The 17,762-nt window shown below is 68.1% G+C and carries 16 protein-coding genes; 15 read left to right on the top strand and 1 reads right to left on the bottom strand.

The genetic code is table 11. The features are described from left to right. Positions 1-2: 2 nt before the first annotated feature. The 12 genes from ACRARE_RS02610 to ACRARE_RS02665 all read left to right on the top strand — a co-directional run bounded on the left by ACRARE_RS02610 (position 3) and on the right by ACRARE_RS02665 (position 13,669). The gene (locus tag ACRARE_RS02610; protein WP_432654853.1) at positions 3-659 is read left to right on the top strand and encodes an amino acid ABC transporter permease; all 657 of its coding nucleotides are present in this window, start codon (positions 3-5) and stop codon (positions 657-659) included. A gap of 16 nt (positions 660-675) precedes the next feature. Beyond that, complete coding sequence (locus tag ACRARE_RS02615) at positions 676-1,446, top strand: amino acid ABC transporter ATP-binding protein (protein WP_432654854.1); 771 nt, start codon at positions 676-678, stop codon at positions 1,444-1,446. Beyond that, a complete protein-coding gene (locus ACRARE_RS02620) occupies positions 1,443-2,792 on the top strand; it encodes an aminotransferase family protein (RefSeq protein WP_432654855.1) in 1,350 nt (449 codons plus the stop codon). The genes ACRARE_RS02615 and ACRARE_RS02620 overlap by 4 nt, the downstream gene beginning before the upstream one ends. Then, the gene (locus ACRARE_RS02625; protein WP_432654856.1) at positions 2,789-3,481 is read left to right on the top strand and encodes a CoA transferase subunit A; all 693 of its coding nucleotides are present in this window, start codon (positions 2,789-2,791) and stop codon (positions 3,479-3,481) included. Before ACRARE_RS02620 ends, ACRARE_RS02625 begins: the two co-directional genes overlap by 4 nt. Continuing rightward, a complete protein-coding gene (locus tag ACRARE_RS02630) occupies positions 3,468-4,121 on the top strand; it encodes a 3-oxoacid CoA-transferase subunit B (protein ID WP_432654857.1) in 654 nt (217 codons plus the stop codon). The genes ACRARE_RS02625 and ACRARE_RS02630 overlap by 14 nt, the downstream gene beginning before the upstream one ends. 10 nt (positions 4,122-4,131) lie before the next feature. Next, positions 4,132-5,424: an ArgE/DapE family deacylase gene (locus ACRARE_RS02635; RefSeq protein ID WP_432654858.1), complete on the top strand. Its 1,293-nt coding sequence runs from the start codon at positions 4,132-4,134 to the stop codon at positions 5,422-5,424. Between the two features lie 20 nt (positions 5,425-5,444). Further along, on the top strand, positions 5,445-6,620 hold the full coding sequence (locus tag ACRARE_RS02640) for an acetyl-CoA C-acyltransferase (protein WP_432655053.1): 1,176 nt from the start codon (positions 5,445-5,447) through the stop codon (positions 6,618-6,620). Between the two features lie 11 nt (positions 6,621-6,631). Next, positions 6,632-7,789, top strand: coding sequence for an amidohydrolase (locus ACRARE_RS02645; protein ID WP_432654859.1), 1,158 nt, complete (start codon positions 6,632-6,634; stop codon positions 7,787-7,789). A 360-nt stretch (positions 7,790-8,149) separates the two neighbouring features. Further along, positions 8,150-9,322, top strand: coding sequence for an OpgC domain-containing protein (gene opgC / locus ACRARE_RS02650; protein ID WP_432654860.1), 1,173 nt, complete (start codon positions 8,150-8,152; stop codon positions 9,320-9,322). 304 nt (positions 9,323-9,626) lie between these two features. Then, complete coding sequence (locus ACRARE_RS02655) at positions 9,627-10,124, top strand: RNA polymerase sigma factor (RefSeq protein WP_432654861.1); 498 nt, start codon at positions 9,627-9,629, stop codon at positions 10,122-10,124. Then, positions 10,121-11,065, top strand: a complete 945-nt coding sequence (locus ACRARE_RS02660) for a FecR family protein (protein ID WP_432654862.1) — start codon at positions 10,121-10,123, stop codon at positions 11,063-11,065. Before ACRARE_RS02655 ends, ACRARE_RS02660 begins: the two co-directional genes overlap by 4 nt. 120 nt (positions 11,066-11,185) lie before the next feature. Further along, complete coding sequence (locus ACRARE_RS02665; RefSeq protein WP_432654863.1) at positions 11,186-13,669, top strand: TonB-dependent receptor; 2,484 nt, start codon at positions 11,186-11,188, stop codon at positions 13,667-13,669. A gap of 97 nt (positions 13,670-13,766) precedes the next feature. Here ACRARE_RS02665 and ACRARE_RS02670 read toward each other — a convergent pair whose 3' ends face one another. Then, the gene (locus tag ACRARE_RS02670) at positions 13,767-14,783 is read right to left on the bottom strand and encodes a LacI family DNA-binding transcriptional regulator (protein ID WP_432654864.1); all 1,017 of its coding nucleotides are present in this window, start codon (positions 14,781-14,783) and stop codon (positions 13,767-13,769) included. Positions 14,784-14,936: 153 nt separating this feature from the next. Here ACRARE_RS02670 and ACRARE_RS02675 point away from each other — a divergent pair, with 153 nt between their 5' ends. From ACRARE_RS02675 to ACRARE_RS02685, 3 genes are read left to right on the top strand one after another with little or no spacing between them, the layout of a single operon-like run. Beyond that, positions 14,937-15,950, top strand: coding sequence for a TRAP transporter substrate-binding protein (locus ACRARE_RS02675; protein ID WP_432654865.1), 1,014 nt, complete (start codon positions 14,937-14,939; stop codon positions 15,948-15,950). Between the two features lie 26 nt (positions 15,951-15,976). Then, entirely contained in the window at positions 15,977-16,483 is a 507-nt protein-coding gene (locus ACRARE_RS02680; protein WP_432654866.1) for a TRAP transporter small permease, read from the top strand. Further along, the gene (locus ACRARE_RS02685; protein WP_432654867.1) at positions 16,480-17,757 is read left to right on the top strand and encodes a TRAP transporter large permease; all 1,278 of its coding nucleotides are present in this window, start codon (positions 16,480-16,482) and stop codon (positions 17,755-17,757) included. The genes ACRARE_RS02680 and ACRARE_RS02685 overlap by 4 nt, the downstream gene beginning before the upstream one ends. The last annotated feature ends 5 nt before the right edge of the window (positions 17,758-17,762 follow it).

Raw genomic sequence — 17,762 nt, forward strand, 5'->3', positions numbered from 1 at the left:
AGATGGGTCTCGATTTTTCCATTGTCCCCAAATACCTGGACATCATCCTGCTGGGGGTGGCCTGGACCATCGGCATCACCCTTGGCGCCGCCGTCCTCAGCTTTATCGGGGGCGTCATCTTCGCGGTGATCGCGCTTTACGCGCCCTGGATCATCCGCCTGCCCTTCCGGCTGGTGGAATGGGTGTTCATGGGCACGCCGCTGCTGTTGCAGCTGTTCCTGATATACTTCGGCCTGGTGCAGATCGGCATCGACCTGCCCGCCTTCGTCGCCGGGATCATCGGCCTGGGCCTGCACTTCGCGGTCTACAATTCCGAACTGATCCAGACCGCCATCCTGGCCGTCGACAAGGGCCAGATGGAGGCCGCGCGCACCCTGGGCCTGAGCCGGGGGCAGGCCCTGCGCAAGGTGGTCGTGCCCCAGGCCGTGCGCGACGTGATCCCGCCGATCGGCAACAACATGATCGCCCTGCTGAAGGACAGCGCCCTGGTCTCGGTCATCGGCGTCAGCGAGCTGACCCTGTCGGCGCAGCGCGTCATCGGCAAGACCTATCGCCCCTTCGAATTCTACATCGTCGCGGCGGCCTTCTACTACGTCATCAACCTTTGCATGGAATGGGTGCAGCGCAAGATCGAGCGCCGCATCTCCGTTTCGCGCTGATCCCGGGAGGCGCATCATGAGTGATCCAACCCATTTCGTCGAAATCCGCCACGCGCAGAAATCCTATGGCTCGCTGGAGGTCCTGAAGGACATCAGCCTGACCGTCGAGCGCGGCCAGATCGTCGGCATCATCGGCTCCTCCGGGTCCGGCAAGTCGACCCTGCTGCGGGCGATCAACGATCTTGATCCGCTGACAGGCGGCGAGGTCTGGCTGGATGGCACGCAGGTCAACAAGAAGCTGCCGCACCGCAAGTACGAGGCGCATATCAACGCCATGCGCCAGCAGGTCGGCATGGTGTTCCAGCACTTCAACCTGTTCCCCCATATGACCGCCCGCGAAAACGTCACCATGGCGCCGATGCTGCTGAAGGGCATCTCGAAGGCCGAGGCCGACACCCTGGCGGAAGAGCAGCTCGACAAGGTCGGGATGCTCGAACGGATCGACTATTACCCCTCGCAGCTGTCCGGCGGCCAGAAACAGCGCGTGGCCATTGCCCGCGCCCTGGCGATGAAACCCAAGCTGATGCTCTTCGACGAGGCGACCTCGGCCCTGGACCCCGAACTGGTCGAAGAGGTCAACCAGGTCATGAAGGCCCTGGCCGAGGAGCATATGACGATGATCATCGTCACCCACGAAATGGATTTCGCGGCCTCGGTCTGCGACCGCGTGCTGTTCATGGATCGCGGCGTCGTCGTCGAGGAAGGCCCGCCCGAAGTTCTGTTCAAGACCCCGACCCAGGAACGCACCCGTGCCTTCCTGCGCAAACATCTGGAAGGTGCAGCGTGAGCGACGATTCGTTCCTTTTCTACCAAACCCGCAACCCGCGTCCCTTCCTGGACCGTGGCGAGGGGATCTATCTGTTCGATGAGGCGGGCAAGCGCTATATCGACGGATCCAGCGGCGCGATGGTGTCGAATATCGGCCATTCCAACCCGCGCGTGCTGGCCAAGATGAAGGCGCAGATGGACAAGGCGACCTTCGGCTATCGCCTGCATTTCCGCACCCATCCCTCGGAAGATCTGGCCGCCAAGACCGTGGCCATGACACCCGAGGGGCTGGATCGCGTGTTCTTCGTCTCGGGCGGCTCCGAGGCGGTGGAAAGCGCGGTGAAACTGGCCCGCCAATATGCGCTGACCCAGGGCCAGGGCAGCCGCTACAAGGTGATCTCGCGCTTTCCCTCCTATCACGGTTGCACCTTCGGGGCGCTGGACCTGACCGGCTATGATCCGCTGCGCGAACCCTTCGCGCCGATGATGGCCGGAATGCCCAAGGTCGCCGCCCCCGCCACCTATCTGGACCGCGACAACCTGACCGAAGAGGCGCGCGGCCTGAAATATGCCGAGCTGCTGCGCGACCGCATCCTGGAAGATGGCCCCGACAGCGTGCTGGCCTTCGTCATGGAGCCCGTGGGCGGGGCCTCGACCGGGGCGCTGGTCGCCCCCGACAGTTATTACGGCCGGGTGCGCGAGATCTGCGACGAATTCGGCGTGCTGCTGATCTATGACGAGGTGATGACCGGCGCCGGGCGCACGGGTCGGTTCCTGGCCGCCGAACACTGGGGGATCACCCCCGATATCGTCGCCATGTCCAAGGGTTTTGGCGCGGGCTATGCGCCCCTGGGCGCGATCATCGCGGGCCGGCGCCTGGTCGATCCGGTGCTGGACGCAGGCGGCTTCCTGCACGGGTTCACCTATGCGGGCAATCCGCTGGCCTGTGCCGCAGGGTTGGCCGTGCTGGAAGAGATGGAAGACCAGGGCCTGGTCGAGAACGCCGCCCGCATGGGCGAGGTGCTGATGGCGGAACTGCGCGCCCTGATGGACGACTATCCCTTCATCGGCGACGTGCGCGGCAAGGGCCTGCTGACGGCCTTCGAGTTCGTCTCGGACCGCACCACGATGGAGCCGCTGGATCCGAAGCTGAACGCCTATGACAAGCTGGTGGAACTGGCCTACGAACGCGGGCTGATCATCTATTCGCGCCGTACCCGGGGCGGCACCTCGGGCGATCACTTCCTGCTGGCGCCGCCGCTGATCATCACCGAGGCGCAGATCCAAGAGATGATGACCCTGCTGCGCGATGCCCTGGATGCCTTCGCCCAGCAGGCGGGCCTGGCGGTCGGGGCCATGGCATGAAACTGCCCGACAAGACCTGCACCATGGAAGGTGCCATTGCCCGGATCCGGGATGGCGACACGGTGATGGTCGGCGGCTTTGGCGTGCCGGGCACGCCGATGTCGCTGATCCATGCCCTGGTGGCCCATGGCGCGCGCGACCTGACCGTGATCAAGAACGACGCCAACGAGCCCGGCATGGGCATCGACCACCTGCTGCACAGCGGTCAGGTGGCGCGGCTGATCACCACCCACCTGGGGCTGAACGCCCATGCGATCGGCCTGATGAACGCGGGCGAGATCGAGGTCGAGTTCACCGCCCAGGGCATCCTGGCCGAACGCATCCGCGCGGGCGGGGCCGGGATTGCCGGGGTGCTGAGCGACGTGGGCATCGGCACCGAACTGGCCCGGGGCAAGCAGATCGTCGAGGTCGCGGGCAAGCCGCATCTGGTGGAAACCGCCCTGCGCGCCGATGTGGCGCTGATCCACGCGGACCGCGCCGATCCCTTCGGCAACCTCGCCTATTGCGCCACCGCGCGCAATTTCAACCCGGTCATGGCCAGCGCCGCCCGCTGCGTCATCGTCGAGGCCGAAACCGTGGTGCCCTGCGGCGGCCTGGCCGCCGATGCGGTCCACACCCCCGGGGTCTTTGTCGATCACGTGGTGGCGCTGGAAACCCTGACGCAGGAGTATGCCGTTGTCCGACGCTAAAGACCGCATGATCGCCCGCGCCGCGCGCGAGATCGCCCCGGGCATGGTCGTCAACCTTGGGATCGGCCTGCCGACCAGGGTGATCAACCATGTGCCCGCCGACCTTGAGGTCTGCCTGCACACGGAAAACGGCATGGCGGGCATCGGCCCGACCCTGCCGCCCGAGCGCGCCGACCGCAACCTGATCGACGCGGGCGGCGCCTATGTCTCGACCGTGCCGGGCACCGCCTTTTTCGACAGCGTCACCAGCTTCGCCATGGTGCGCGCCGGGCGGCTGGACCTGACCATGCTGGGCGCCTTCGAGGTGGCGGCCAATGGCGATCTGGCCAACTGGAAGATCCCCGGCAAGTTCAGCCCCGGGGTGGGCGGCGGGATCGAACTGGCCCAGAAGGCGCGGCGGGTGGTGGTGCTGACCACCCATACCGACCGCGCGGGCAATCCCAAGCTGAAGGCGGACTGCACCCTGCCGCTGACCGCGCGCGGCTGCGTGGCCCGCGTCTTCACCGACATGGCGGTGATCGACATCGGCCCGCAGGGCTTCGCGCTGGTCGAGATCGCCGAGGGCCTGACCCCGCCCGAGGTCGCCGCCGCCACCGGCGCCCCGCTGCACATCCCCCAGCCCCCCGTTCCCAGCTTCTGACGAGATCAAGATGAAAGACGATTTGTCCTCTCGCCTGTGCGAGGCCGTTGACGCGGCCTTTGACGCTCAGGTCGCCTTCCTGTCCGAGCTGACCGCCCACCCCTCGACCCGGGGCAACGAGCAGTCGGCGCAGGATTTCATGGCCCGCGAGCTGACCGCCCGGGGCCTCGATGTGGATCGCTGGCAGATCGACGTGGCCGAGATCCAGCACCTGCCGGGCTTCTCGCCGGTGCTGGGCCCCTATGACGACGCGGTCAACGTGGTGGGCACCCGGCGCGCGCGGACGCAACAGGGCCGGTCGCTGATCCTCAACGGGCATATCGACGTGGTGCCAGAAGGGCCGCTGGAAATGTGGGACAGCCCGCCCTATCAGCCGCGCGTCGAGGATGGCTGGCTTTACGGGCGCGGCGGCGGTGACATGAAGGCCGGGCTGGCCTCGAACCTCTTTGCGCTGGACGCGCTGGCGGCCTGCGGGCTGGCGCCTGCGGGGGATGTCCATTTTCAATCCGTGGTCGAGGAGGAATGCACCGGCAACGGCGCGCTGGCCTGTCTGGCGCGCGGCTATACCGCCGATGCGGCGCTGATCCCCGAACCCTTTTCCGAAACCCTGGTCACGGCGCAACTGGGGGTGCTGTGGTTCCAGGTCCACCTGAAGGGCCTGCCCACCCATGTGGCCTATGCCGGGACCGGCTCGAACGCCATCGAGGCGGCGATCCCGTTGATGCAGGCGCTGCACGAGATGGAGCACCGCTGGAACGCCCCCGACCGGCGCACCACCGATTACGCCCATATGGACCATGCGCTGAACCTGAACATCGGCAAGATCCAGGGCGGCGACTGGACCAGCTCTGTCCCCGCCTGGTGCGTCTTCGACGTCCGCATGGGCCTCTTCCCCGGCCAGTCCATCGACGCCGCCAAGGCCGAGATCGAAGCGGTCATCCTGGATGCCGCCCGCGACAACGCCTTCCTGCGCAATTCGCTGCCCGAGATCGTCTATCACGGCTTCCACGCCGAGGGTTACGCCCTGTCCCAGGACAGCTCGGCCCGGGCCGCCCGCGCCATCGACGCGCTGGACACGGCGCATCGCACCGCCACCGGCGCGGCCCTGGAACGCCAGGCGATCACCGCCACCACCGATGCCCGCTTCTTCGGGCTTTATGCCGACACCCCGGCGCTGGTCTATGGGCCGCGCGCCGAGGCGATCCACGGCTTCAACGAACGCGTCGAGCTGGAAAGTATGCGCCGCGTCACCAAGGCCACCGCCCTGTTCATCGCCGATTGGTGCGGTGTCGAACCCCGTTAAGGAACCTCCCCATGCGACCCCTGCGCGATGCCGTCATCGTCTCCACCGCCCGCACGCCGATCGGCAAGGCCTATCGCGGTGCCTTCAACAACCTAGAGGCGCCGAGCCTCGCCGCCCCGGCGGTGAAGGCCGCCCTGGCGCGCGCCGGGCTGACGGGGGCCGAGGTCGAAGAGACGGTCTTCGGCTCTGCCCTGACCCAGGGCACGGCGGGGGTGAACGTGGCGCGTCACATCGCCCTGGCCGCCGGGTTGGCCGACAGCACCGCCGGGGCCACCGTCGACCGGCAATGCGCCTCGGGGCTGAACGCCCTGGCCATCGCCTCGCATATGGTGCGTTGCGAGGGGGTCGATGTGGCCCTGGCCGGCGGGCTGGACAGCATCTCGCTGGTGCAGAACGAGCAGTGGAACGGCTTCCGCTATCGCGATCCGACCGTGGCCGAGGGCTATTACATGGCCATGCTCGACACCGCCGAGGTGGTGGCGGAACGCTATGGCATCTCGCGCGCCGCGCAGGACGCCTATGCGCTGCAAAGCCAGGCCCGCACCGCGCGCGCGCAAGAGGCTGGGCTCTTTGCCGAAGAGATCGTGCCGGTCAGCGCGGTCAAGCGGGTGACCGACAAGGCCAGCGGTGACAGCCACGACGCGCCGGTGACCCTGGCGCAGGACGAATGCAACCGCCCCGGCACGACCCCCGAGGCCCTGGCCAGCCTGGGCGCGGTGCGCGGCCCGGGCAAGACCGTCACCGCAGGCAATGCCAGCCAGCTGTCCGATGGCGCCGCCGCCCTGGTGGTGATGGAGGCCGCAGAGGCCGCCCGGCGCGGGCTTGCCCCCCTGGGCGCGCTGCGCGGCTTTGCCGTGGCCGGTGTCGCCCCCGAAGAGATGGGCATCGGCCCGGTGAAGGCCATCCCGCGCCTGCTGGACCGCGCCGGGCTGTCGCAAGACGACATCGACCTGTGGGAGATCAACGAGGCCTTCGCCGCCCAGCTTCTGTACTGCCGCGACCGGCTGGGCATCCCCGACGAGCGGCTGAACGTCAACGGCGGCGCGATTTCCATCGGTCATCCCTATGGCATGAGCGGCGCGCGTATGGCAGGGCATATCCTGCTGGAAGGGCGCAGGCGCGGGGCCAGGTGGGGCGTGGTGTCGATGTGCGTCGGCGGCGGCCAGGGGGCCGCCGGTTTGATCGAGGTCTTCTGAAGGAAGGGCACATGGGCCTGTTATCCGCGTCTGAGCTGACTGAGTTGACTGCGCTGCGCCACGCGCTGCACCGGCGCCCCGAGATCTCGGGCCAAGAGCGCGAGACCGCAGCCCGCATTGCGCAGGAATTGCAGGCCCTGGGCGCCGACCGCATCTGGCAGGGCCTGGGCGGCCATGGCGTGGCGGCCGAGTTCACTGGCCAGGCGCCGGGGCCGACCGTTCTGCTGCGCTGCGAACTGGACGGGCTGCCGATCCGGGAGATTTCCGACCATCCCTACAGGTCCGAGATCCCGGGCAAGGGGCACCTGTGCGGACATGACGGGCATATGGTCTGCCTGCTGGGCGTCGCCCGTGTCTTGCGCCAGCGGCCCGCGCGTGGCCGCGTGATCCTGCTGTTCCAGCCCGCCGAGGAAACCGGCGCCGGGGCCCAGGCGGTGATCGAGGATCCGCGCTGGCCCGAGCTGCGGCCCGACGTCGCCTTTGCCTATCACAACCTGCCCGGCCGCCCCCTGGGCGAGATCGGCCTGCGCCCCGGCCCCGGCAATTGCGCCTCGCGGGGTATGCAGGTTCTGCTGGAGGGCAAAAGCTCTCATGCCGCCGCGCCCGAGGACGGGCTTTCCCCCGCCGCCGCGATGGCCACGCTGATGACCGCCCTGTCCCAGCTTGGCCAGGGCCGCATCGGCGACGAGGATTTCTCGCTCGCGACGCTGACCCATGCCCGGCTGGGCGAGCCGACCTTCGGCATCGCCCCTGCCGAGGGCGAGCTGCGCGTCACCCTGCGCTCGATGACCAACGCCCGGATGGAGGCGATGATCGCTGAGGCCGAGGCCCTTGTGCGCCGCCATGCCCAGGGCCTGCGGGTCGAGATCACCTGGCACGACGTTTTCCGCGCCGTGGTGAACGACGCCGGGGCCACCGACATGGCCCGCCGCGTGGCCACGGACCTTGGCCTGCGGATCAACGAAATGGCGTTGCCCCTGCGCTGGTCCGAGGATTTCGGCCGTTTCGGCGATGACGGCGCCCAGGCGGCCCTGCTGTATATCGGCGCGGGCGAGGGGCATCCGCAGTTGCACAATCCCGACTACGACTTCCCCGACGCGCTGATCCCGGGTGTGGTGGATCTCTACTGCGGCCTCCTCGAAGAGGTGCTGCACCTGCCTTCCCGCTAAGCCCCCGGCACCGCCCGATGGGCCCGCCTGCGCCCAGGCCGTGCGGTCAGGCAGGCCTGCAAGGGCGCTAGGGCAAGCCCGCGTTTCGACCCTTCGCCGGACCGCCGCCCCGCCCGGGCCACCCATCGCAGCGAAACACGACACAAGGCCGCGCGCGACATCCCGCGCAGCACCGGCCCCGACGCCTGCCCGCGGCGAGGGGAACGCTAGACCCGCCCCATCTAAAGCACTAAGTTCAACCGTTCCCGCTTCGACCAACCCGTGCCCCGTCGCCATGACCCCGAGACGCCGCGCCCATCTACCCAGCCGACAGCCCGCCTTCCTCTGCCGGGGGCAGGCGGCATTGCCAGGACAAGTGACATGAAACGTCTCGACTTTCTTGACGGGATGCGGGGGTTCTTCCTGCTGACCATGGCCCTTTCCCACCTCGTCCTGCAGGGCGGTGTCTGGCTTACGCAGGTGCATTTCCGCCAGTTGATGTTCGTCGAAAGCGCGCAGGGCTTCGTCTTTCTGTCGGGTCTCATGGTCGGTCTGATCCAGGGACGGCGCCTGCTGCGCCACGGTCGCGCGGCAATGCGCAGGTCCATCCTGTCCAGAATGGCGGAACTCTGGCTCTGGACGGTCGGGCTGATCTTCCTGGCCCTGCTGGCCCGGGATCTGGCCCCCGGGGGCTATCTGGCCTGGCGCAACTGGCTGGGCACCGCGCCGATCGGCGATCCGAAGCGGATCTTCGGGATCCTGACGCTGACCTTCCAGCCCACCTTCATGGACATCCTGCCCATGTATATCTTCTTCATGGGTGCCTCGATCGTGGTCATCCGCTGGGCCGTCGAGGGCCGCTGGAAGCTGGCGGCAGGCCTGTCGGCGCTCAGCTGGATCGCCTGCCAGCTGGAGGTAGCGCGGATCTGGTCGAGGCCACTGAACGAGGCGCTGAAGGCCTCGGATACCCAGGGGTTGCGCATGGCCTTCGATCCCATGGGCTGGCAGATCCTTTTCATCGCCGGGGTCATCCTGGGCGCCCTCTGGGCCAGCGGCCGCATCACCTGGGACACCGTCTTCGGCCCGAAGACCCGCGGCCTGGCCTTCTGCGCCCTCCTGGTCATGCTGCTCTTCGCGCCGCTGCGCTTTGCCACCGCGCACGGTCTGATGCCGAAGGAGATGCTGGAGCTGTTCTGGCCCTTCGACAAACGTTCGAATTTCAGCGTGATCTACCTGGCGAATTTCGTCGCCGCCGCCGTCCTGTTCAGCTGGCTGGCAATCGCCGGGCGCCAGGACCGGCTGGCCCCGGTCCGCATGATCTCGAACGGTCTGCGCTGGTTCTTCACGCGGCCCGCGCTTTGCCTTCTCGGGCGGCATTCGCTGCATGTCTATGCCTGGCATGTCGTGCTGATCTATGCAGTGCGCTACTACGACAGCACCTGGGGGCCGAGCGGAGCAGGGATCAACACGTTCCTCGGCCTCTACGTGATCGCGCTGATGTGGGTGCCGCCCCTGATCCGGGAACGCGCATGGAAACGCCCGATCGCGGCCTGACGCCCCAAGCGTCTGAGCGGTGGTCAGGACACCTTCCCGCGACAGGACCAGACCACGACGGGCGCGGAGCGGGCGACCCGCCTAGCCCATGCGCCACCCTGCCAGGCGGAACGAGAACAGACCGCATTTGGCCGCAACATCCAGACGGTCGGCCCTCTTTCCCGGCAGCCCAACGGCTCGGGTGGGGCCTGCCCTCGCGCCTGCGCCGCAAACCTCCCTCCCTTGCGCGACAGGCGCGTCCTCTGTAGAAAACCCCCAGCTACGCCATTTGCAGCGAACCCAATCCCCAGATCCGGTTCCGCGCATGGCTCTTTCCTCCTCGGCTGTCAGCACCCTTTACCAAAGCGAACGCGCGCGGTTGCAGCGCTTTGCCCAACGGCTGACCGGCAATGCCGCCACCTCCGAAGATCTGGTGCAAGAGGCCTTCCTGCGCCTTCTGTCCCGCCGCACGGCCGACCGGATCACGGTGGAAGAGGCCTATGTGACCCGCGTCCTGCGCAACCTTGCGCTCAACCACCTGCGGCACCTGCGCATGGGGGGCGAGATCGCGGTAGAGGACAGCGTGCTGGCCGCCATGGCCGACAGCGGCCCGGCGGTGGATGACCGGATCATCGCCCGCCAGTCCCTGGAGCAGGTGCTGCGCGCGATCCTTACCCTGCCGCCACGGCGGCGCGAGATCTTCGTGCTGCACAGGTTCGAGGATCTGACCTATGACCAGATCGCCGCAAGGCTGGGGATCTCGCGCAACACCGTGATGGTGCAGATCGTCAACGCCCTGGCCGACCTGAGGCGCCAGCTGTGACGACACGCGCGCCAGCCCCTGACAGCGACGCCGATGACCAGCTGCTGCGCCAGGCGCTGGAATGGCTGGTCCGGCTGCGCGATACCCAGCTCGACCAGGCCGAGCAACGGGCCTTCGAGCACTGGCTGGCCGAGGAGGCCGCGCACCGCGCCGCCTGGGAGGAGGCGACCCGGCTGTGGGACAGTTTCGAACCGGCCCGGGCCGAGGTGCAGGCGATGCGACGCCGCGACCGGGCCCTGTCCCGGCGCGACCTTCTGCGCGGCACGGGCGCATTGGCGATTGCGGGCCTCGGCGGCTGGACCCTGCTGGCCCGTGGCGCGCGGATCGAGACCGCGCCCGGAGAGATCCGCAACCTGGCCCTGGCGGATGGCACCCGGATCACCCTGGGCGCACGCTCGACCCTCGAGACGCCGGACAAGGGCGCCCCGTTGATCCTGCACCGGGGCGGCGCCTTCATCGACCGCGCCGGGCCACCCGGGGCGCCGCCGCTGCGGCTGGCCTTCGCCGGGGCGACGCTGAACTGCGCCAGCGGGGCCTTCGACCTGGCGCTTTGGCCCGACCGCGCCACATTGGCCGTCGCCCGGGACGCGGTCACGCTGCATCCAGGCGGCGGCGGAGGGGCAGAACGGCTGGCGGCGGGCTGGCACAGCTCGCTGCGCGATGGCGCGATGAGCCCGCCGCGCCCCCTGCCCGCCGCGACCATCGGCGCCTGGCGAAAGGGGCGCCTGATCTTCCGCGACGCGCCCCTGGCCGAGGTCTTCGCCGCGCTGGATCGCTATCGCGGCGGGCGGCTGCTGTGTCTCGACGCGCAGACCCGGCAGATCCCGGTCACCGCCGCCTTCGATGCCGCCACCCCCGACGCCGCGCTGGCCAGCGTGGCCGACAGCCTGGGGCTTTCCCTGATCCCGCTGCCGGGCGGCCTGACCCTGGTGCGGGCCTGAGGCGGCGAAAAAAATTCTTGGCGGCCTTAATGACCTGCCCCGCCCCGGGTGTCGAAGAGGGTAAGGGCCACAGGGCCCGAAACTCAACGCCCCAGGACGCGGGCAGGAACGGGACGACCCATGACCGACGATCACATCATCCTTCACCGGCGCGCAGGCACGCGGGTGTCACAGCTGGCGCTTTGCGCGATGCTGTCCCTCGGGGGCGGCTACCTGGGCAGCGCGGCCCCTGCCCTTGCCCAGGCCGAGGCGGCACAGACCTTCGCCATCCCGGCGCAACCCCTGGCCGCCGCCCTGCTGGAGTTCTCCGAGCGCACGGGCCTTCAGGTCTTTGCCGAACAGCGCCTGGTGCGCGGCCAGCGCAGCGCCCGGGTCGAGGGGCAAATGACCCCGCAGGCCGCCCTGACCCGCCTGCTGGCCCCCAGCGGGCTGGGATACCGGGCCACGGGCGACAGGGTGCTGGCCATCGTCGATCCGCAGGCGGGTCTGCCGGGCGACAGCGCCGAGGCGGGGATGCTGCTGCCGCCGATCCAGGTGACCCTGCCGCAGGGGGGATCTGGCGGGCGCGGCTTCCAGGGGGCCTCTGACAGCCTGTATGAAACCGCCGCCAGCGTCAGCGAGGTGACCCGCGACACCATGACCTCGGCCCGGGTGCGCCATGCCAACGACCTGCTGGACGACGTGGCCGGGGTCTATACCGCCGACAACCCCCAGGATCCGGGCGTGAACATCAACCTGCGCGGCCTTCAGGACCAATCGCGGATCGCGACCTCGATCGACGGCGTGCGGCAGAACTTCCAGCTGTCGGGCCACGGGTCCACCGGCTATGTCTACCTCGACCCCTCGATGTTCCGCGCCGCCCATGTGGACAAGACCGTCACCGCGGGCCCCGGTGGCGCCGCCTCGCTGGGCGGTCAGGTCGATTTTCGCACCCTCGGCGCAGAGGATCTGATCGCGGAGGGCGAGACCCAGGGCGGCCAGGTCATCGCCTCGACCGGCAGCAACGGCTATGATTTCGCAGGTTCCGCCTTCTGGGCCCGGCGCCTGTCCGACCAGATCGCGGTGACCGCCGGGATCAGCCGCCGCAAGCTGGGCGACTATGACATCGGCCATGACGGCGATATCGACGGCTACTTCGGTCCGGTCAGCGAACCGGCCGATTACACCAGTTCCGAAACCCTGTCGGGCCTGGCCAAGATCGAGCTGACGCCGGATGACGACCAGACGCTCACCCTCAGCTGGCTGGGCTTCTCGGGGGACTACAGCACCGGCACCGGCCAGTACATCGACACCAACGAGACCACCAACCACACCCTGCGCGCGGGCTACAGCTATGACCCCGCCTCGCCCCTGCTGAACCTGAACGCGGATCTCTGGGCGAACCGCACCCGCGTCGACCAGTACCGCCCGCCGCGCACCTACTACGGCGCCTTCGACGTCAGCTACGAGATGATGAGCTACGGTGCCTCTGTCGACAACACCAGCGCCCTGGTGCTGGGCGGGCGGCCGCTGTCGCTGCGCTACGGGATCGAGGCCTTCCAGGACAATACCGAGACCCGCTCGACCGGATCGGACCCGACGGACGATCCGCAAGGCGCCTGGTACGCGGGCGCCATGCCCGAGGGCACCCGTGACGTCGCCAGCGCCTTTGCCATGGCCGACTACCAGCTGTCCGACCGGTTCGGCCTGCAACTGGGTCTGCGGCGCGACAGCTACGATCTGTCGGGCACCGCGCTGATCTACGACGAGGACACGCAGGACTACTTTGAGGAGCAGGTCGAAAGCTCGGGCGCCCGCTGGCTGCCCTCGGCCCGGCTGACCTTCGAGCCCGGCCCGAACCTTGACCTGTGGCTGTCCTACAGCGAGGGCTACCGCCCGCCCGCGATCATGGAGGTCGCGACCAGCGGCACCCATATCGGCAGCGGCGGACAGTTCTACATTCCCAACCCGGCCCTGCGCCCCGAAACCTCCCGCACCTGGGAGATCGGCGCCAACTACAGCCGCGATGATGCCCTGCTGCCCGGCGACAGCCTGCGCCTGAAGGCCGTCGTTTTCAGCCGCGAGGTCGAGGATTACGTCTCGCTCTGGTACAACAGCGACTTCCGCTACACGAACATGAACTCGAACGGCACCAGCACCTTCGACGGGGTCGAGCTGGAAGCGGCCTATGACAGCGGACGCTTCTTCATCGGGGGCACCTATTCCTGGATGGATGCCGACATCGACACCTCCTACACGCTGACCCAGGTTATCGCGGGGATGGAGTTCACCTACGACGTCGAAGGTGGCCTCTTCGTCTACATGCCGCCCGAGCAGAAGGCGACGCTGGAGGCCGGTGTGCGGCTGCTGGACGACCGCCTGACGCTGGGCACCCGGGCGACCTGGGCCTCGGATTCGGTCTATGGCGGCTCGGCGGGCTATCAGTCCGACGTCTCGGGCTTCACGGTCTATGACCTTTTCGGCAGCTATGCCCTGTCCGACAGCGCCATGGTCAACTTCGGCGTCGAGAACGTGACCGACCTGGCCTATGCGGATGTGCTGGGCAACCCGAACTACGGCGCACCGGGGCGGACCTTCACGATCTCGCTCGACACGCGGTTCTGACAGGGGCACGGCAAAGGGGCGCCGCAGGTCGGCGCCCCCGGACTTGCCACCGAAGGCAGCCGAGCACCCAAGCAGAGCAAAACACGCGCCCCGACGCCTACGGCAGATTTTCCCTGAAGTAGATCTCCAGTTTCAGAGGCTTGGCGGGGGTTTCCGGCTGAGACAGAGAGCGGATGGCCCGGTCGATCAGATCGTCCGGGTCCTGATCGAACACCGCATCCATCGTGCCGTCCAGCAGCGCCCGGCGCGTGTCCGGCGTCAGCCCGTGGCCGACAAAGACCACGTCGCCGCGGTCCAGCTCGCGCAGGGCGCGGGTGATGCCCCCCGACGAGCCGCCGACATTGTAGATCCCCAGCAGATCCGGTTCCTGTTCCAGCAGGGCCAGGGCATGTCGGTAGTTCTGCGCCGCATCGTCGTGCCCCTCTCGCAGGCCGACCAGCCGCAGGCGGGGAAACATCTCCTCCAGCTCGCTGAGAAACCCCGCCTCGCGATCACTGTGCGCGCGGTAGTTGCGGCTGCCCGCGACCAGCGCCACCGTACCCTCGCGCCGCCCGGCGAACCGCCCGACCAGCAGCCCAGCCGTGCGCCCGACGGCATGATTGTCGAGCCCCACATGCGCCACCCCTGCCCGTTCGCCCAGGTTCGAGACGATGGTGACCAGCTTCGTGCCCCCGGCCGCGACCTCGGCGGCGGCGGCGCGGACCTCGGGGTGTTCGATGGCGAAGAAGGCGATCCCATCGGCCCAGTCCGCACTGCGGCGCAGCGCCTCTGCCAGGGCGCCCGCGTCGAAGCTGTCGATGAAATAGCACCGCAAGAAGGGGTCGTTGGCCCCGGAGCGATCGACGCGTTCCCGTACCCGGTCGCCGAGCAGTCGCAGATAGGGGTTCATCCCGGCAGGCAGCAGGACGGTGACATTCATGGGGCGGGCGGCCCCGATCGTGGCCAGCTCGTCATCGCCCAGATAGCCGACCGCCTGCGCCGCCTCCAGGACCCGGCGCCGGGTCCGTTCCGCCACGCCCTTGCGCCGGTTCATGACCCGATCGACCGTCGCCAGCGAAACACCCGCGCGGGCGGCGATATCCACCAAAAGTGGCCGGCTGTCCTCACCCGTCATGCGTATCCCTCAAAATCCATCAATTCAAATCACTGGACCTAGCTTTCCGCCTTTCCATACCATGTGTCAAAGCCCACGGATACTTGTGCGTGTCGCGGGGGCTTCCCACGGGGGGACATCAAAACACGTCAGATACTCTGGGAGGAGAGAGACATGAAAACTTCAGCCAAACTGCACCGCCGGTCCATGCTTGCCCTGGGGGGCGCGGCCCTGGCCGCCCCCTGGATCGCAGGCCCTGCACGGGCGGCGACCAAGCTGCGCTATGGTCACAACAACGAAGTGGCCTCGGTCGCGGGCGCCCAGGCCGACTGGTTCGCCGAGGCGCTTGGCCAGACCTCGGGCGGCGATATCGAGGTGCAGGTCTTCCCCAACAGCCAGCTGGGCAAGTTGCAGGAACTGGCCGAGGCCGTCTCGCTGGGCACCATCGCCTTTTCGCATAACACCGCCGGGGCGCTCGGCTCGCTCTACCAGCCCTTCGCGGCGCTGGACACGCCGTACCTTTACCGGGACGTGGATCACCTGATGGCGGTGACGGACGTCGAAAGCCCGGTGATGCAAGAGCTGAACGAGGGCCTGATCGCCGCCGCCAACGTGCGGGTGATCTACGCCCACTACTTCGGCCGCCGCAACCTGACCTGCAACAAGGCGGTGATGTCGCCCGCCGACCTGGCCGGGACCAAGATCCGCGCCGTGCCCTTCCCGATCTACACCACCGCGGTAGAGGGGATGGGCGCCGTTGCCGTGCCCGTCGACTGGTCCGAGGTGCCCACCGCCCTGGCCACCGGCGTCGTGCAGGGGCAGGAAAACCCGGTCAACGTGGTGCTGAACGTCAAGCTCTACGAGGTGCAAAGCCACCTCATGCTGACCGGCCACATGTCCAACGCCGAGGTTGTCGTGATGAACGAGGACACCTGGCAGGGCATGTCCGGCGCGGAACAGGACGCCGTGCGCGAGGCCGCCGAACAGACCCGTCAGAAGGCCACCAAGGCCATCCTCGACAACGAAGAGAACGAAACCCAGCAGCTGCGCGACCTGGGCATGACCGTGATCGGCGAAGAGGACGGGCTGGATCTGGCCGCCTTCCGCGCCTCGGTCAGCAGCCTGGTGGATGAACGCTTCGGCCAGCAGTACGGCGCGCTCTACGAGAAGATCGCGGCGGTTTCCTGATGACGCTTCACGAAAGGGGCCGCGCGGTGCTCGCGCGGCTCACCCGTCTGGGCCTTCTCTGCGGCGTGGTCCTGCTGGCGCTGATGGCCAGCCTTGTCGTGCTACAGGTGGCGGCCCGGAACTTCCTTGATCTCGGCCTGCCCTGGGCGGATGAGCTGGCCCGTTTCAGCACCATCGGCCTGGTCTTCCTGGGTGTGCCCTGCCTGGCGGGCCGTCAGGTGCTGGTTTCCGTGACCATGCTGCCCGATGCCTGCCCGCCGAAGGTCCGGGCCTGGATGGCCTTCGCCTGCGACATCGCCACGCTGCTTTTCGCGGCCCTGCTGCTGCAAAGCTTCGCCGAATTCCTGCCCCGCGCGGGCAAGTTCCTGACCCCCGCCATGCAGGTGCCGAACTGGGTCTACTACTCTCTGGCGCTGGTCGGCCATGCGGTGCTCGCTGCCGTCGCCCTCGACCGGGTGATCGCCGCCCTGACGGGCCGCCCGGCCACCGCCCCCTACCATGACCCCCGCGACGATTCCGGACTGCCCACATGAGCCTTCTCCTGGTCCTTCTCTTCCTGGCGCTGCTGGCGCTTGGCGCGCCCATTGCGATCTGTCTCGGCCTGTCCTCGGCGGTGGTGATCTACTGGCAGGGCCTGCCCCTGTCGGTGCTGGCGCAACGCAGCCTGAACGCGCTGGACAGCTCGCCGTTGCTGGCGGTGCCGCTGTTCATCTTCGCCGCCAACCTGCTGAACCTGACCGGCGTGACGACGCACCTTTTCGACCTGGTGCGCATGGTGCTGGGCCGCATCCGCGGCGCCGTGGCACAGGTCAGCATCCTGGTCTCGCTGATCTTCTCGGGCGTCTCGGGCGCGGCGCTGGCCGACATCGGCGCCCTGGGCGCGATCCAGATCGACCAGATGAAGAAGCAGGGCTACAAGGAGGAATTCGCCGCCGGTCTGACCGTGGCCGCCGCCACCATCGGCCCGATCTTCCCGCCGTCGATCCCGATCATCATCTATGCCTCGGTCGCCAATGTCTCGGCGGTGAAACTGCTGCTGGCGGGCATCATCCCGGCGCTGCTGCTGACCGTGCTGCTGATGGTTCAGGTGGCCATCGTCGCCCGGGTGAAGAAACTGCCCCGCGACGACATCCGCGCCGAGCCCAAGGCCATCGCCCGCAAGGCCGCGATCTCCTTCCCGGCCCTCCTGGCCCCAGTTTTCCTGATCGGCGGGCTGATGAGCGGCTTCTTCGGGCCGACCGAGGTCGCGGGCGTCACCGTCGCCTATGCGATCTTCATCGGCGTGGCGATCTACCGGACGCTGACGGTCCGCAACCTGTTCCGGGCGCTGCGCGACACGGTCGAGGCCACGGCCAACATCCTCTTCGTCGTGGCCACGGCGGCGCTGTTCGCCTGGGTGCTGACCCTGGACCAGGTGCCGATGAAGGCCTCAGGCCTGCTGCTTGGCCTGTCGGAAAACCCGCTGGTGCTGCTCCTGATGGTCAACGTCTTCCTGCTGGTGGTCGGCATGGTGCTGGAAAGCATCGCCGCCATCCTGATCATCGCACCGATCATCGCGCCTGCGCTGACCATGGCCGGGGTGGACCCGCTGCAACTGGGCATCGTCTTCGTGCTGAACCTGATGATCGGCCTGCTGACGCCCCCCGTGGGCATGAGCCTCTACATGATCACCATCATCACCAAGATGCCGGTGAACCGGGTGATCGCGGGCGTGATGCCCTTCTTCCTCCCGCTGCTTCTCTCCCTCCTCGTGGTCTCTGCCGTCCCGGCGCTGTCCACCTGGCTTCCCGAAAAACTGATGAACTGAGGTTC

It is taken from the genome of Pseudooceanicola aquaeponti, assembly GCF_050897975.1.
In the GTDB taxonomy this organism is placed as follows: domain Bacteria; phylum Pseudomonadota; class Alphaproteobacteria; order Rhodobacterales; family Rhodobacteraceae; genus Pseudooceanicola.

Excerpts from the sequence above, each read along its gene's own strand:
- ACRARE_RS02610 (WP_432654853.1), top strand. The coding sequence starts at position 3 with ATGGGTCTCGATTTTTCCATTGTCCCCAAATACCTGGACATCATCCTG.
- ACRARE_RS02615 (WP_432654854.1), top strand. The coding sequence starts at position 676 with ATGAGTGATCCAACCCATTTCGTCGAAATCCGCCACGCGCAGAAATCC.
- ACRARE_RS02625 (WP_432654856.1), top strand. The coding sequence starts at position 2,789 with ATGAAACTGCCCGACAAGACCTGCACCATGGAAGGTGCCATTGCCCGG.
- ACRARE_RS02635 (WP_432654858.1), top strand. The coding sequence starts at position 4,132 with ATGAAAGACGATTTGTCCTCTCGCCTGTGCGAGGCCGTTGACGCGGCC.
- ACRARE_RS02645 (WP_432654859.1), top strand. The coding sequence starts at position 6,632 with ATGGGCCTGTTATCCGCGTCTGAGCTGACTGAGTTGACTGCGCTGCGC.
- opgC (WP_432654860.1), top strand. The coding sequence starts at position 8,150 with ATGAAACGTCTCGACTTTCTTGACGGGATGCGGGGGTTCTTCCTGCTG.
- ACRARE_RS02655 (WP_432654861.1), top strand. The coding sequence starts at position 9,627 with ATGGCTCTTTCCTCCTCGGCTGTCAGCACCCTTTACCAAAGCGAACGC.
- ACRARE_RS02665 (WP_432654863.1), top strand. The coding sequence starts at position 11,186 with ATGACCGACGATCACATCATCCTTCACCGGCGCGCAGGCACGCGGGTG.
- ACRARE_RS02670 (WP_432654864.1), bottom strand. The coding sequence starts at position 14,783 with ATGACGGGTGAGGACAGCCGGCCACTTTTGGTGGATATCGCCGCCCGC.
- ACRARE_RS02675 (WP_432654865.1), top strand. The coding sequence starts at position 14,937 with ATGAAAACTTCAGCCAAACTGCACCGCCGGTCCATGCTTGCCCTGGGG.
- ACRARE_RS02685 (WP_432654867.1), top strand. The coding sequence starts at position 16,480 with ATGAGCCTTCTCCTGGTCCTTCTCTTCCTGGCGCTGCTGGCGCTTGGC.